We start from the raw sequence: 15,341 nt of genomic DNA, 5'->3' as shown, positions 1-15,341 counted from the left end.
TGCCTAGACCAAGAGAAGAATCTATTTATCTTTCTTGGTCTTTTTCTAGAAATCATTTTAAAACGATGAAGACAATAACTTTTGACTCAGCAGGATTGCTTCTTCTTGTGTTTGGACTTGGTAGAACGATATTTTCCAGATTTTTTGATCCCGATCTAAAAACATGGGATCAACCTTTTCTTCCGCAATCTCAATCCACCCTTGTACTAAGGATAATGCTTGCGTATTTGCTTTGATCCACTGAATGGTCTGTTTCCATTGTGCTTGTGATGGCGATGGTTCATTGAATTTGGATTTTAGATCGCGGATTAATACGAAAGGTTGATTGCGTTGCAGTAACTGATCTAACTGCTGTATAAATTCAGCTAAACTACCTTGCTGAAGATGACTCACTTCCACTATCGGGAAATTTTCTAAATTTAATTCCATGCCATACTCCCAAAATTATTTAGCTGGATCAGACTGAAGTTCGTTAACTAAGCTAGGCAACACGATTGATTGTTTTGTAAGCTCTGCATAAAAATTTGCAATCTGGAATGGGAGAAACACCCTATTATTCCACTGAGGATATTCTCTATAAATCGTAGGTGATATCTTTTTAATAATCTGATTTTGGTTAAGCCCTAAATCAATTTGCTGTTTGACCAAGCTCTTTACTCGAAGCATATGTTGCTTAAATTCTTGTAAATCTTTAACTGTTGAAAGCTTGCCGTGGCCAGGTACGACAATCTTTGGCTTCATATCAATTGTTTGCTGAATCACCTTAATCCATTGACTCCCTTTCGAGTCCTCATCAGGCATGATCGGATAGAACTCTCTCTCGTATAGATCCCCCATAAAAACGACACCAGAACGCTGATCATAAATGATTTGATCACCACGAGTGTGGGCAGGCATCTCTTGTAGTGTAACCAGTCGACCTCCCAAATTCAGTACTTGCCGATTTGTGTAAGTTTGATCTGCATAACGGAGCTTTACATTTTTAAGTGCATTTTTTTCGATCTTCCCAAAAGCTCGAAACATTTTTAGGTAGTCTTCCCCTTTATCGATTAACTCATCATTTTGTTTTTTGTTAATGATATAAGTCGCGTCTTTGAATTCAGAAGCTCCAAACTGATGCTCTGGATGAAAATGGGTGGTTGTAAGATAAATCTTTCGGTTTTTAGCAATGTCTTTCGCCACTTGATAAACATTTTGACCATTGCTTTGGCCTATACCCGTATCAATAACGAGGATGGCATCCTTTCCCTCAATGATTCCTATGTTAGGTACATAATTAATATATGGGTCTGGGATAAGCCATACCCCAGAGGCAATTTGATGTTTCTTTTCTACTTGGACAATTGGTGCAGCCGTGAGCTGGTACTGAGTACGACTCTCTGTAATCTGATAGCTATTTGCATAAGCATTAAAACCGCTTAATGCTATGAGGGAAAAAGTGAGAAATTGTTTGATCTTCATTGTTTCAGTTTCCTCAATAATTTGAAGAAGTCATAGGATGAATTCATAATATGAGTAAAAGCTCACATTAGATACTCGCATTTAGCCATGGTCGAAGATATGGATATAAATTAAATAAAATCAATTAATTAAAATTTATCTCTATTTTGTATTTTTAGGTAATTTAGATATTACTCATATTTTTTGATAGCAATTATATTGATCGTTGTTTATAAAAATGAGTTAATGCTCACATTTAGGCTGTCTACTTATGACCATGAAATCAGTGTTCAAACCGAGAAAAGCACCTAGCCAAGGTCGATCAAAAGTGACTGTCGATGCAATTTTACAAAGTGCGGCAGAAATTTTGAAAGAAATGGATTATGCAAAATTTAATACGAATTTAGTTGCAGAGCGCGCTGGTATTAGTATCGGTTCGTTATATCAATACTTTCCCAATAAAGACTCACTCATTGTAGCATTGCATAAAAAGCATACGCAGCACATTGGAGATATTCTGCGAACTGTGATCGATAGCCAAAATGCCCAGACTTTAAAACAGCGAATCGAATCTTTGGTTGATGGTGTTATTGCTGCCCATTCATTTGAACCTGAGTTGCACAAATTGCTTGAAAAGAAACTCCCTTTCTTTGATATCAATAGCGTTGAAGATGAAACTGGGATTCGACAAGAAATCTTTCGTTTAGTTGAATTACATCAAGATGAAATCGTAGAAAAAAATAAACCGCTCATTGTTTGGATGATCTTACAATTATTAGAGTCACTCATTCATGCAGCAGTGCTTGAACCCCCAGTCAATGTGAAGCCGCAAGAGCTAAGAAACGCCATTATCCAATCGATATATCGTTATCTGACTAAAATTTGAATCGATCGGATATAGGTGCTTATGCGCTCTTGCCAGTTGTTTTTGAATTAGCTTCATCACAATTCAGTAATACTCAGCCAATCTCTCTATCCATCAAATATCTTTGCGCGATATGCACTGATTGATCTTGTTTAGGCTGGCATTGTAACCACGTTCCATCTGCTTGAAGCTCCCATGCTCTGCAATTGTCTTTCAAATAATTCTTTAAGCCATCTTCAATAATAAGTTTTTTTAGCTTTTTATCTTCAATTGGGAAACAACATTCAATTCGAGAGAACAGATTTCGCCCCATCCAGTCCGCACTGGCACAGTACAACTTAACTTCACCATCGTTGTAAAAATAATAAACACGGGTATGTTCTAAATAACGTCCTACGATTGAGCGGACTCTAATATTTTCTGAAAGCCCTTTCACTTGTGGTCTTAAACAACAAATTGAACGAATAATCAAATCAATTTGCACACCTGCCTGCGATGCTTTATAAAGTGCATTAATCAGTTGCGGTTCAGTCAATGCATTTACCTTGATTATGATCTGCGCTTTTTTACCCGCTTTACTATTTTCAATTTCCTGTTGTATTAATTCGATAAGTTGGGAATGTAAGGTGAATGGAGCATGGAAAAGTTTTTTTAATTTTGCCATTTTCCCCATTCCTGTTAACTCCTGAAAAACTTTATGTACATCCTCACAAATTTCATCATCACTGGTTAATAGGCCATAATCGGTATAAATTTTTGCATTGGTCGCGTGATAGTTTCCTGTGCCTAAATGCACATATCGTTTGATTCTGTCTTGTTCTCTGCGTACCACCAGAATCATTTTTGCATGGGTTTTATAACCAACAATCCCGTATACAACGACTGCACCCGCTTCTTGAAGTACATTGGCTACTTCAATATTTGATTCCTCATCAAAACGTGCTCTTAATTCAATAACGGCTGTTACTTCTTTGCCATTTCTTGCTGCTTCTGCAAGAATTTTTACGATCTCAGAGTCGGCACCACTCCGATACAACGTTTGTTTAATCGCAAGTACTTTGGGGTCATAGGCTGCGTCTCTGAGCAGCTTGATCACAGGGGTAAAGCTATCAAATGGATGGTGTAACAATACATCGCCTGCTTGAAGCACATCAAAAATTGGCTTTTTGGTATAGAGCACTTTTGGGATTTTTTGTTGGTAGGGTTGGAATCGTAATTCTGGTAAATCAAAATTGGAAATGAAACGAGCCAAATTGACAGGACCATCAACAAAATATAAATGTTCTTTCTCTAGCTCAAATTGTTCCAACAAATAATCGGCAATATGCTCAGGACAGTTTTTATTGACTTCCAATCGAACGGCGCGTCCAAAACGTCTTGCTGATAATTCTCCTTTGAGCGCAATCGCCAAGTCTTCAACATCTTCAGATACGGTTAAATCGGCATTACGTGTCACACGAAATTGATAGCATCCTGTTGCTTTCATGCCAGGGAACAAATCTGCTATATGTTCCTGAATAATCGCAGAGAGTAAAATGTAATGTTCTGAATTACCTGAAATTTGAGGTGGTAATTTGACCAATCGAGGTAAGGATCTCGGTGCCGGTACGATGGCTAAATCAATTTCTCGTCCAAATGCATCTTTTCCTTCTAAAGTCACTATAAAATTCAGACTTTTATTAACCAATCGAGGAAATGGATGTGCAGGATCTAAACTAATCGGTGTGACAACAGGTTGTACTTCATTAAAAAAATAATTTTTAATCCATGCCTTATGCTTTTCTAGGATGTCAGCATATTGGATGTAATGAACTCCATGACCTTGCAATTGAGGGAGAATGGAATGGTTTAATATTTCATATTGTTGTTCTACTGCCTCATGAACGACTTTAGAAATTTGTTGTAATACGTCCGTGAGAGGGGTCCCTTCGGGCCCTACCGTCTGAGTCGACAAATTCATTTGTTGTATTAGGCTTGCAACACGGATTTCAAAAAACTCATCCAAATTGCGAGAAAAAATAATTAAGAAATTAAGGCGTTCCAGTAGTGGATGCCCATCATCTTTTGCCTGTGCAAGCACTCGTTTATGAAACTCTAATAATGATAACTCTCGATTTATATAAGTTTCCAAACAGTGTTCCTGACCATTTGTTAGTGCATGCATAGAAGTCATGAGTTACTCTATATTTTATAAAAAGTGATTTTTCTAATACGCGATTAGACGTAAATTTTTCCATTGTTTATTTTGTGCCGATTACATTGCAGATTAATGAAAATCCCATTTGTTTATTCAATTATCTAGAATATATATAAAATCACTTACCAAAATAAATTATTAAAAAATCAATAGCATAAATTAAAACCACTAAATAAGAGTTAAGCTTACTGAATATAAATGTACATACGACATTTCTCTAAAGTTACTTGTATAATGAGCTATGATCTATTTTTAATTCTGATATGAAAAATCCCTTTTCTGACAATACCCAAATTAAAACGGTTTCTAGTTTTTCTGAGCTTATCAATAGCCATTTTCAAGGTGATATGAATGCCCTTTGCTGGTATAGAAATTTGGTTGGTGATTTTGAAGAAGTTGTGAATAAACTTGAATTAAAAGAGAATATTACAGAGGTTTCTGTTGAGAATCTTTTGGCATTACAACTTTCAGAAAAAGGCGATTTTGCAAGAGAAAGGATATTAACTGATATACAGCTACTGACTGATTTAGGCGCATCGCCGTGCCTAAATTTACTTAAAAGTTATGAGCGCGATGAAGACCTCGATTTCATTTCAACCGATGTATATTCATATCATGTGGATCGATCACCCATCGAAACTGATACTTTTTTATGTACTTATCATGGTCCTGCAAGTGATATTCTGGCTCATGATCAAGTTGAGCAAAAGATTTTGATCACAGAAATAAGAGACAAACTCAAGAAATTATATAATGGTCCAGATGCTGAGTTTGAAACGTTCCTCTCAGAGTATTTCTTTGATTTGCATTATCAACCTAAGCCAAATGTAAACCCAGTGAATTTAGGCGTAGGACATCTTTGGCGTTTAGCAGTTGATCATCCAACGCAACAAGTCCCACCATGTGTGCACCGAGCACCTGCTGAGAAAGACGGCGAGTATAGACTGCTATTAATTTGCTAAGGTTTTACCAAATATTGATCTAGATTTTTAAGTGCCAAGCTGATGTTTGATAATAGCACTTGTTCTGAATAACCATCTCTTGCCTGTACAGATAAGCCATGTAAAACCAGCCCATAATATTGCCCTAATTGTTCAGGATCGGCATCCTCCTGCAATTGACCATCCCGTTTAGCTTGCTCAAAACGTTGAATCAGACCTTCAACACGCTGAATACGCTGCTGTTTCATCCAGACGATAAGGTCTTGATTTTCTTCACTTAATACACTTGCCGAAGAAACAACCATACAACCATACGCATGATTTGTTTGAGTGTATAACTTGATCGCTTCTTGAAATAATTGGGTCATTACCGCTTTGATATTTTGCTGCTGCAATGCTTTGACTGCAAAGCCACCTTCATGTTCTTCGTAATGTTTAACCGCCTCTCTGAAAAGCGCTTCTTTTGAACCAAATGCTTTGTATATACGCGCTGAAGCAATACCCAAAACCTCAACTAAATCTGACATGGATGTTCCTTCATAGCCATGCTGCCAGAAAAAATCCCGTGCTTTGACCAACGCTTTTTCTCTATCAAACTCTCTTGGTCGACCCGCCATAGTGCTTCTTTTTTCAAACTTAGTGTTTTTTATTATTAATCGGAAAAAAATTTTTCGCAAATAAATCAATATGATTTGTTGTATCTAAAGCCAATTTTCAACATCCATTTAAAAATGAGTTGTTTTTAAATAATATTCAGCCTATTGTTTGTCGATCGACAACTAATTGAGTTTCAAAGATGCAAACAATCAAAGGCCCCAGTATTCACCTTGCCCAATTCAGTGATGATGTTTTTCCATTCAACAATTTAGCAAGTATTGCCGCATGGGTGACGGATCACGGTTTTAAGGCTGTTCAACTGCCTGCTTGGGATAAACGATTATTTGATGTCAATTTAGCCGCAGAAAGTCAGAATTACTGTGATGAGATCAAAGGTGTTTTAGATCAAAACGGTTTGCAAATTAGTGAGTTAAGTACGCATATATTTGGTCAGTTAATGGCGGTTCATCCTGCTTATGACGCTTTATGTGATGGTTTTGCACCCTCATATTTGCATGGCAAACCAACAGAAAGAACCCGATGGGCTGAACAACAGATGTTAGCTTCGGTTCAAGCGTCTGCGCGTCTAGGGTTACATGAGATGGGAACTTTCTCTGGTTCTTTAGCATGGCCTTATATCTTTCCCTTCCCGCAACGTCCTGAAGGGCTGATCGAAACAGCTTTTGATGAACTTGCTCGCCGTTGGACTCCGATCTTAAATGCCTGTGATGAATACGATGTCAATCTTTGCTATGAAATTCATCCTGGTGAAGATCTGCATGATGGCATTAGCTTTGAAATGTTTTTAGAACGCACCAATCATCACCCACGTTGTCAGATCTTGTTTGATCCTAGCCATTTTATTCTTCAACAACTGAACTACTTAGAATACCTAGATATCTACAAGGACTTCATTCGTATGTTCCATGTAAAAGATGCCGAGTTCACACCGTCAGGTCGTCAAGGTATGTACGGTGGCTATCAAAATTGGGGAGATCGAGCTGGCCGCTTCCGTTCTACAGGTGATGGTCAAGTTGATTTTAAATCGATTTTCTCAAAATTAGCACATAACAACTATCAAGGTTGGGCAACTTTGGAATGGGAATGTTGTCTAAAAAATAAAGATGATGGCGCACGTGAAGGTGCTGAATTCATTAAACAAAATATTATCCATGTGACCGATAAAATATTTGATGACTTTGCAGCTGCACCCGTAAATCAATCACAAATCAACCAATTATTGGGCATTTAAGCGTAGAACGAGAAATAATGATGACGACGCACACTGAAAAATTATCAAATCAATTTAATCATCACTACATCCATATTGAAGCTAAAAAATTACATTACGTATCTGTAGGCAATGGGCCCGCTGTTTTACTGATTTCGGGGTGGCCACAAACATGGTATGCATGGCGACACGTCATGGCTGAGTTGGCTCAGCATGGTTATCAAGCGATTGCGGTTGATCCACCTGGGACGGGATATTCAGCTCCACTTGATGGTCATTATGATACTGGACATATTGCAGCCATTCTATCGAGTCTGATGTCCGAACTTGGACATCATCGCTATGCCGTTATTGGGCATGATATCGGAATGTGGGTTGGTTATGCACTCGCCTGCGATTTTCCTGAATCAGTCACTCGTCTTGCTGTCACAGAAGCTGTAATTCCGGGGTTGGCTCCTCCGCCCCCAATTTTTGTTCCACCTGAACAGAATATTTTTCTCTGGCATTTTATGTTTAATCAGATTAGCGATTTGCCTGAAGCTTTAGTGATGGGCCGTGAAGAAACCTATCTCAATTATATTTTTGATAAATGGTCATGGCATCGAGATAAAGTTGCTGCTGAAACCTATATAGAGGCTTATAAAGTTTCAGGGCGTTTAACAGCAGGTTTTAATTACTATCGTGCCATCCCTGAAACTATTCGTCAGAATAAAATTAGGGAAACCAAAACTTTAAATATGCCCGTATTCGCAATCGGTGCAGAGCATGCGACAAATGATGCACCTTATGAAACCATGAAAAAAGTGAGTACTCAGTTATCCAGTGCGATTGTCAAAGATTGTGGTCATTTCATTATGGAAGAACAACCAGAAGTATTTTGTTCATTGATTCTTAATTTTTTAGAGCAGGAAAAAGCAAGATGACTTTAGATATTGAAATCGAAAATTGGCTTAAGTCTCAGTCTGCATTACCCGCTGCAAACACATTCGATGAACTGAGAGCACAGGTAAATCAATCGATTATCCTACAACAAGGCGTTGAACAAGACTCATCTTATCAACACAGCTTTAGGGTGATGACTGAGGATCAAGCAGAAATTGAAGTTCGTGTTTATGTTCCTTATGTTTTAGAACATGTGCAACAACGCCCAGCGATGGTGTTTGCTCATGGTGGTGGATGGTGTCTTGGCAGCCTAGATGCATGGGACCGTGCTTGTCGTTTATTGGCTGAATCAATGGTGCAAGTGATATTCTCCGTCGACTATCGTTTAGCGCCAGAAGTTAAATTCCCAATACCATTAACCGATTTTTTTACGGCACTGTCTTATATTCAGGAAAATGCTTCGGTATTTGGTCTTGATAAAAATCGTATTGCAGTGGGTGGAGACAGTGCTGGAGCAAATATTGCAGCAGCGGCCTGCCTACTGGCAAAACAACATCCTGATATTAAAATCAGTCATCAACTGCTGTTCTACCCAGCATTAGATGCCACCATGAGTAACGCTTCTTATCAAACATATGCACAAGGCTTTGGTTTAACGACGACAACCATGGCGTATTGTTGGGATCAATATGTTAATGCTGAGGCAGACAAAGTAAATGAGCTTGTCAGCCCTTTGCTTGCGCATTCATTACAAGACTTACCTGATGCCACAATTTTTGTATGTGAATACGATCCACTTCGACATGATGGTGAAAAGTACGCAGAGAGATTGCAAGCTGCTGGCGTTAATGTGAACTTCCATTTGTTAGAAGGCATGATTCATGGGGTTATTCATATGTTAGCGATCACATCAGCTGCGAAAAGGATATATGATAAAGTCCGAATCTAAATAATGGTGTGCGTTTAATGACTTAGCCATTTTATTTGTTTAATCGTCCTATATCGATGCAGGTATAGGACGATTTACTTTCAACTCATAAGAATAAAACACGCTCTAAACCAGTTTCTTGTCTCGATAGTGCTGGATAAAGTGATCAATTTTAGGAGGAATTTCACGATATTGCTTCTTGATCGCCAGTTCCATCAATTCTATTTGGACTTGCTCTTGTGCAAGCATATAGTCTAGAAACTCACGATCTGCTTCTGTTCCTTGGGCATGGACTTGTTTTAAATCCTCCATATAAACTTTGGTTTTTGCATAAACCAGTTTAAGTAATTCATCCAATAAGAAAGATGGCGTTGAACTAATCAGTGATGCTTTTGCCTTAGTCAAAAAAGATGGTGTTGCATCGAGGCCTAACCTCTCTGCATATGCAAAATAATGTGGCGTATTGAATCGTTCTAAACTTCCATAGGCACTCCAGAAAATATATTCTTGTGTTCCCTGTACGCGATTGGCGATACGTACAATTGCGCTAAGCGCAAAAGCACGATTTTGCAATTCATAGTGAATTCCATTTAGAAACTGTTGAGACCGCATATTTATTCCTTACTCATCAGAATGAAGGTCATGTAATTCAAGGTGTTTACTGAATAATCACAGACTTAAGGTCTGTTTGTGAATAATTTCTTTGGCAGCGCGTATACCTGACTGTAAAGCACCATCTAGATAGCCACTCCATTCGGTTGCTGTTTCTGTACCCGCCCAATGAATTCGATCGACAGGCTGTCTGATACAATCGCCATAAGTGGTCATCACCCCTGGTGGCATATGTGCAACATATCCCCCTTGAGACCACTCTTCGGTGAGCCAGTCTTGTTCTATATACTCCAAAGGATGTGCTGCTTGTTGACCAAAGTAATAAACAAAATCTGCAATGACCCGTTGACGACGTGCTTCAACATCCAGCGAACTTAACTCGATTGCATAATCACCTTCGATCAAGCCTAGTAAAACACCATGATTTGCCCCTTCTGGAGATTGATCAAACACAACGCTGACAGCTCGATCTGTCGCAACCACAGCACCATTTAAGTTTTGTTGCTTCCAAAAAGCGTTGCTATAGGCCAAATGGACTTTGATCACAGCACCCATGGTCATACTTTGTAATAAGCGTTCACGCTTTGTAGGTAGCGGTGGTGTGTAATGAATTTTGGATGCAAGTACAGGCGGTGTGGCAATGATGATATTTTTTGCCTTATAGCTTTGGGTTTTACACACAACTCTGACATGATCTGCATGCTGCTCAACAGCTAAAACGGGTGAATTTAAGATTAAATGCTCTTGTAATTGATCTGCAATCAGCTTGGAAATTTGCCATGCGCCACCGATGAATTTATCTTGCTGTGCCCCACCTTCAGTTGAGATGAGAACTTCAAGTCCATGCCCTTGTCTAAAATATTCAAGGAAAAACAGATAGGACAATTGAGAGGTGTTACAACAGAAGAGTGCCCCTACGATGGTTCGCATAAAGTCTCGCGCACCGTCTGTACGCACATGCTTTAACAGCCAACTTTCAACCGACTCAGCATCCAATTGCTTCGCTTGTGCTGCTAACCAAGGTTCTCCATTCGGCAATGTTTGAGCTTCTTTATTCCAACGGCGCTCAAGTAGCGCAATTTCAAGCAGTGAAGCAATTGGGAGCTTGGGGATATTGGAGCGATATGATTTAACTAAACCATTACGACTAACCAAGCTCGCACCTTTGATAAATTGAGGATAGGTTTTGACACCCAGTTCTTGTGCCTGTGCCAATAACAGTTTTTGTTGCGGACCAACCCACTGCCCACCTAGATCAATGGTTTCTCCATAGATTTCACCTGCTTTTGAGCGCCCACCGACACGATCACGCGCTTCTAAAAGCAATACATCTTTACCCGCTTTCTTCAATTCCAGTGCTGCTTTTAAACCTGCCAAACCAGCACCGACCACGATTACATCCCAGGTTTTTTCAGTTGTTTGAGTATCCATCATTATTTCCTGCTATTAAAATTATCATCCATATTTTAATGAACGCGTTCATTAAAATTAAATTTGATTTTATGGAACGTGTTCACTAAAATCAATAGCTATGGAAAATAATCAAACAAAAGCCCCCCGCCGTGGACGTCCTCCGCGCAGTCAGGAACAAATCGAAGCCAATCGAAATGTAATTATTCAGGCGGCCAGAGACCTATTTGCAGCACATGGATACGAAGGTGTATCTATGCGTAAAATTGCAGCCCAAGCAGACTGTTTACCTGCAACGCTCTACACCTTATTTCCGAGTAAAAGACAGTTACTGCACCATATTTGGGAAGTGATTTTTTTAGATTTAATGCTTGAGCTGGAAGAATGCTACAACAACAGTCCTGAATCAGAACGACTCGAAAAGCTGTGTACTGCTCAAGTTGATTTTTGGTTAAATCGACCAAATGATTGCAGAGCAATTTTCCTCATTGAAGATCATCCACAAAATGCTGAGGAACATTATTTTGTCGATGCTTCACAAGCAGTTCCGCAATTAGAAATTTACACGCGTGCGATTAAGGAAGCACAAGCCCGTGGTGAAATACGTGCAGGTGATGCGAACGAAATCAAGAACGTTTTACTCTGTAGTATGTTAGGGATTACCTTAAGTCTAATTGGTATTCCAGAATATCCTTGGGGAAATCCGAATACTTTAAAAGAAATGACGATCAGTGCGTTGATCAAGGGATTGAGCTAAGGAAAAGATCATGGCTAAAGCAACTGTCCCAGAACAGATCCCATATTTATTCCAAACTGCGTGGAATGAGCATGATATAGCTGGCTTTGCCTCGCTATTTTGTGAGGATGCAAGTTTTGTAAATCGCTTTGGGCACTATGTAAAAGGTATAAAAGAAATTGTTGCCTTACATCGTCCTATTCATGAAACCATCTATCGAGATTCGACGCTTCAGAATGAAATCATAGAGTTGAGTCCAATTACCGATGAAGTGGTGATTATCCATTTTTGGAGCAGATTAACAGCAGGTCTAGCTCACCCTGCTGGTGTACATCAGGTAGATACTTTAATTCTTGCTGTCCTATGCAAACAGAACAGATCTTGGTTGATTCGTGCTTTAGAAAATGTGACCCTCACCAATCCGCGCACAGGGGAAGCAATCTTAAGAGATAACTAAAATTTAGAGACTACAGTTCCCATCATCAAATTGTTGGACTCTAAATCATCATTGTGGCAAAGGATGCTGTTTCGCATGTAATTTTAAAATTCGTCTTAACTCCAAAATCGCTTCTGGTTTTTCCTGAATCGAATGTCCACCTTGGATAATTTTTTCAGATAATGCCCCCTCTAAATGTGAGCTGGTATATGGCACAATCCCATCTGTCATTTTTTTGGGGTCTTGGCTTTGAGTGATATTACCAATGATTGAATGGTACGCTAAACCCTTTATTGGTTGAACATCCTGACTCATTTTCATAAATTTGGACTGATAGCTTAAATCACTTGGTCCATTTTCAATGATGCCTGAGGAAAGATTATTTTTCATCTGATGTAAATCAATCTTCTTTTCTTTGACCGCAACCTCGGCTGCAGTTAAAAACTTGCTGGGTAAATGAATAACTTTGCGTAACGCGAGTGTAAACCAGCGATCTGCATAGGCAGTACCTTTATGCGGTGTTGCAATAAAAATCACACGGTTAATTTGATCAATTGGACGGAAGATAAAGCGCTTACTGACGGCAGGTGAGAAAATAAAATCATGTGCTTTATCATTATTGATGGCTTCAACAGCTTGCTGACGGATATCACCCTGCCCCATGATCAGACGACTAATAATACCACCCATACTATGTCCAATCAGAACAGCGTCAGACATTGCGGCATCTTTAGGATCATGCATTGAAAATGCCTGTTTCAACAAAGCATAAATCTGGGCACGGCTTTCTAAAATCGGCATGTTGGTAGAGTAGAAAACCTGCCAAACCTGATATTGCTTACGTAAATTATCATCCCCTAAAATATCATTCGTCAGAGTAATCCACGCTTCGGGACTGCTTGCTAAGCCATGGACGAAGATAATAATTTTTTTATTCGGTTGATACGGCTCCAACATGAATAAATGTGGCATGCTTAACTGTTCTTTACGATCAATCAAGCTTTTGTAGCCTGTACCACCTAAATTATTTTCAGCTAACCAAAGACCATATGGTGCTGAATAATTGGCTGTTAATAAATAATTCCCACCTGCGACCTGAACCTCATCATGGCGAAAAGGATCAATCAGCTTGATTTCTAATGCAGCATCTTGAAGTAAATCTTCAACTTGGGTCTGTTTCAATGGTTGTGCTACAGCAGTAACAGATAAATATCTTGCTGTATGAATATATGGATTTTCCTGAGCAGCATAAAAGGTTTCTGGATCATAAACATAATCTGAGTTGAATGGCTGCTTATTCTTTGCAACCAACACAAATTCAGAACCAAAGCCATCTCGACGATTGACACTGTAAAATCCAGAAAAACGCATATTGTAGCTCGACTGCAGTAATTGAATATCTGTCGTTGCTAATTCTGGATAATCATCGAAATTGAAAGAATAACGATGCTGATTAATGAGCAATTGTTTTGGAAACTGACTGAATTGATAGCGTAAATAAGCCGTCGTGATTAATCGTGAAAGTGCCACGTTATAAAAAAGCCGAACCTGCGTTTGCCTCTGATCAAAAATACGTTGTTGAGGTGTATGTTGCGTTTCGAATAAATAGGCATAGCTAAAACGGATACTTTGATCAAGTAAAGTCAGTACTTGATCTAAACATTGATTTTGTTTCGTTGAATGCTGTCTTTCCAACAAGGATACATGACATCTTTTTTCTTCACTTAACCGTAAAGCCTGAGCCAAATACACTTCACTGGCTGCAGCATAACGCTGTTCATTATTATCAGTTAGTTTTTTTTCTAAAGTCTGTACACATCTATCGGGCTGATTGATACATTCATTGGCTGGAATACCAGCAAGAAGCAAGGTATTTTGTGAAGCATCACTTAATTGAGGTCTTGTTAAGATACTTTGAGTTTTATCGGTCAAGGATGCACTCAAACTTCGTTGTTGAAGTTTGACGAGCTGACAGGCAGATAAGCTGTAAAAGAGACAAAACAAAACAATGCCCTTTATTAGCGTTTTTCTATTGATTACCATGCGATACAACCTCATTCATCACGATTCAACAACAAAGCACTGAATATATATCTAACTCTGTCCGTTTATGTTTCAGGTTGAACAAAACGATGATGAGCTGCAAGATAAGCCAAATAAAGCACAGGAATGATAAAGAAAGCGACACTCCAAAAATCGAGGTAAACATAAAGAATCGCCCCCAAAAACGCACCGACAATAAAACCAACAACAATGCTTAAACTTTGCAACAATTTCCGTTTATTTTCAGGACTGGTCTGTCTCATATAATTTGAAATATCGATCCCTAACTGGGTGGTATTTCCTGTCATCATTGTACTTGGACTAATGTGTTTAATTAGCGTTTTACTTGATGTGTTTCGAATTGCCAAGGCAATTAAACCCAAACCACCTGTAAGTGCGACTGTAAGACTATTTGCATTGTTGAACGGCTCGAAATAAAGCCCAGACAGCATAAAGCCCGTTAAAAAAATGGCTTCACCAAGAAATAGGTAACTCAGCGTCTTACTCTTTTGAGCACTACGATCGATACAATATTTGGTGATCGCCACTGTCACAATGAACAATGGGATCGCAGCAAGTTTAATCCAGATACCCGACCCACCACTCACCCATGCGGCACCAGCCAGTACCAAGTTTCCTGTCACATGTGCAGTGAAAAAGCCGAACAGTGCAATAAAACCTATGGTATCAATTGCACCGCCAACGACAGTGAGTAATACTGGATCTCGACAACTGTCCCATAAGCTCAAGGGCTGTTTTTTTATATTCTCATCCATCTTCTAATTCCTAAAAAACAAGCCTATATTCGGCTAAATTTCAACTGATCAAATTTCTTAGCGCAGGAAGTAATTGTTCACCGATGACCATTCCTAACAGGCCACACAATGCCACTAACGGTGGTGCTGGTGATTTAACATTCAACAAGTAATATATGACACCGACCAAAAGCCCAGCAGTTAAAGAGATCAAATACATTTTCATCATGCTTTTCCCTAGATTTCACTTAAAATAAAGTGAAATCTA

General features: G+C 38.9%; 16 protein-coding genes. 7 read left to right on the top strand and 9 right to left on the bottom strand.

Annotated features, from left to right (window positions below):
• Window positions 1–57: 57 nt before the first annotated feature.
• Together B2727_RS12960 and B2727_RS12955 are read right to left on the bottom strand one after the other, a co-directional pair.
• Complete coding sequence (locus tag B2727_RS12960; protein ID WP_033132787.1) at window positions 58–429, bottom strand: hypothetical protein; 372 nt, start codon at window positions 427–429, stop codon at window positions 58–60.
• A gap of 15 nt (window positions 430–444) precedes the next feature.
• Window positions 445–1,461: an MBL fold metallo-hydrolase gene (locus B2727_RS12955; RefSeq protein WP_033132788.1), complete on the bottom strand. Its 1,017-nt coding sequence runs from the start codon at window positions 1,459–1,461 to the stop codon at window positions 445–447.
• A 250-nt stretch (window positions 1,462–1,711) separates the two neighbouring features.
• On the opposite strand from B2727_RS12955, the gene B2727_RS12950 reads away from it, so the two are divergent.
• Window positions 1,712–2,326, top strand: coding sequence for a TetR/AcrR family transcriptional regulator (locus B2727_RS12950; protein ID WP_033132789.1), 615 nt, complete (start codon window positions 1,712–1,714; stop codon window positions 2,324–2,326).
• A 73-nt stretch (window positions 2,327–2,399) separates the two neighbouring features.
• Here the strand turns inward: B2727_RS12950 and ppk1 are convergent, their stop codons facing one another.
• Complete coding sequence (gene ppk1, locus B2727_RS12945; RefSeq protein WP_033132790.1) at window positions 2,400–4,478, bottom strand: polyphosphate kinase 1; 2,079 nt, start codon at window positions 4,476–4,478, stop codon at window positions 2,400–2,402.
• A gap of 287 nt (window positions 4,479–4,765) precedes the next feature.
• On the opposite strand from ppk1, the gene B2727_RS12940 reads away from it, so the two are divergent.
• Window positions 4,766–5,464, top strand: coding sequence for a DUF1826 domain-containing protein (locus tag B2727_RS12940; RefSeq protein WP_241345086.1), 699 nt, complete (start codon window positions 4,766–4,768; stop codon window positions 5,462–5,464).
• On the opposite strand, the gene B2727_RS12935 is transcribed toward B2727_RS12940, so the two are convergent.
• A complete protein-coding gene (locus tag B2727_RS12935) occupies window positions 5,461–6,060 on the bottom strand; it encodes a TetR/AcrR family transcriptional regulator (protein ID WP_033132792.1) in 600 nt (199 codons plus the stop codon). The genes B2727_RS12940 and B2727_RS12935 overlap by 4 nt on opposite strands.
• Window positions 6,061–6,239: 179 nt before the next feature.
• Between B2727_RS12935 and B2727_RS12930 the strand changes: the two genes are divergently transcribed.
• From B2727_RS12930 to B2727_RS12920, 3 genes are read left to right on the top strand one after another with little or no spacing between them, the layout of a single operon-like run.
• Window positions 6,240–7,292, top strand: a complete 1,053-nt coding sequence (locus B2727_RS12930) for a sugar phosphate isomerase/epimerase family protein (protein WP_033132793.1) — start codon at window positions 6,240–6,242, stop codon at window positions 7,290–7,292.
• Window positions 7,293–7,309: 17 nt separating this feature from the next.
• Window positions 7,310–8,194 carry an alpha/beta fold hydrolase gene (locus B2727_RS12925; protein WP_033132794.1) on the top strand — a complete coding sequence of 295 codons (885 nt, stop codon included), beginning with the start codon at window positions 7,310–7,312 and terminating at the stop codon, window positions 8,192–8,194.
• Complete coding sequence (locus B2727_RS12920) at window positions 8,191–9,102, top strand: alpha/beta hydrolase (protein WP_033132795.1); 912 nt, start codon at window positions 8,191–8,193, stop codon at window positions 9,100–9,102. Before B2727_RS12925 ends, B2727_RS12920 begins: the two co-directional genes overlap by 4 nt.
• A gap of 105 nt (window positions 9,103–9,207) precedes the next feature.
• Here B2727_RS12920 and B2727_RS12915 read toward each other — a convergent pair whose 3' ends face one another.
• Together B2727_RS12915 and B2727_RS12910 are read right to left on the bottom strand one after the other, a co-directional pair.
• Window positions 9,208–9,693, bottom strand: a complete 486-nt coding sequence (locus B2727_RS12915; protein WP_033132796.1) for a hypothetical protein — start codon at window positions 9,691–9,693, stop codon at window positions 9,208–9,210.
• A 57-nt stretch (window positions 9,694–9,750) separates the two neighbouring features.
• Window positions 9,751–11,124 (bottom strand): flavin monoamine oxidase family protein, encoded by a 1,374-nt coding sequence (locus tag B2727_RS12910; RefSeq protein ID WP_033132797.1) that lies wholly within the window; start codon window positions 11,122–11,124, stop codon window positions 9,751–9,753.
• Window positions 11,125–11,224: 100 nt separating this feature from the next.
• Between B2727_RS12910 and B2727_RS12905 the strand changes: the two genes are divergently transcribed.
• Together B2727_RS12905 and B2727_RS12900 are read left to right on the top strand one after the other, a co-directional pair.
• Entirely contained in the window at window positions 11,225–11,860 is a 636-nt protein-coding gene (locus B2727_RS12905) for a TetR/AcrR family transcriptional regulator (RefSeq protein WP_004807064.1), read from the top strand.
• Window positions 11,861–11,870: 10 nt separating this feature from the next.
• A complete protein-coding gene (locus B2727_RS12900; RefSeq protein ID WP_033132798.1) occupies window positions 11,871–12,296 on the top strand; it encodes an SgcJ/EcaC family oxidoreductase in 426 nt (141 codons plus the stop codon).
• A gap of 48 nt (window positions 12,297–12,344) precedes the next feature.
• On the opposite strand, the gene B2727_RS12895 is transcribed toward B2727_RS12900, so the two are convergent.
• The 3 genes from B2727_RS12895 to B2727_RS12885 all read right to left on the bottom strand — a co-directional run bounded on the left by B2727_RS12895 (window position 12,345) and on the right by B2727_RS12885 (window position 15,299).
• Window positions 12,345–14,318, bottom strand: a complete 1,974-nt coding sequence (locus tag B2727_RS12895; RefSeq protein WP_033132799.1) for an esterase/lipase family protein — start codon at window positions 14,316–14,318, stop codon at window positions 12,345–12,347.
• A gap of 65 nt (window positions 14,319–14,383) precedes the next feature.
• Window positions 14,384–15,094, bottom strand: coding sequence for a YoaK family protein (locus B2727_RS12890; protein WP_005203661.1), 711 nt, complete (start codon window positions 15,092–15,094; stop codon window positions 14,384–14,386).
• Between the two features lie 40 nt (window positions 15,095–15,134).
• Window positions 15,135–15,299 carry a DUF1427 family protein gene (locus B2727_RS12885; RefSeq protein ID WP_081406934.1) on the bottom strand — a complete coding sequence of 55 codons (165 nt, stop codon included), beginning with the start codon at window positions 15,297–15,299 and terminating at the stop codon, window positions 15,135–15,137.
• Window positions 15,300–15,341 lie beyond the last annotated feature (42 nt).

It is taken from the genome of Acinetobacter sp. UBA991 (assembly GCF_002292065.1).
GTDB lineage: Bacteria > Pseudomonadota > Gammaproteobacteria > Pseudomonadales > Moraxellaceae > Acinetobacter > Acinetobacter higginsii.
This window is presented reverse-complemented; position numbering and strand designations above follow the sequence as displayed.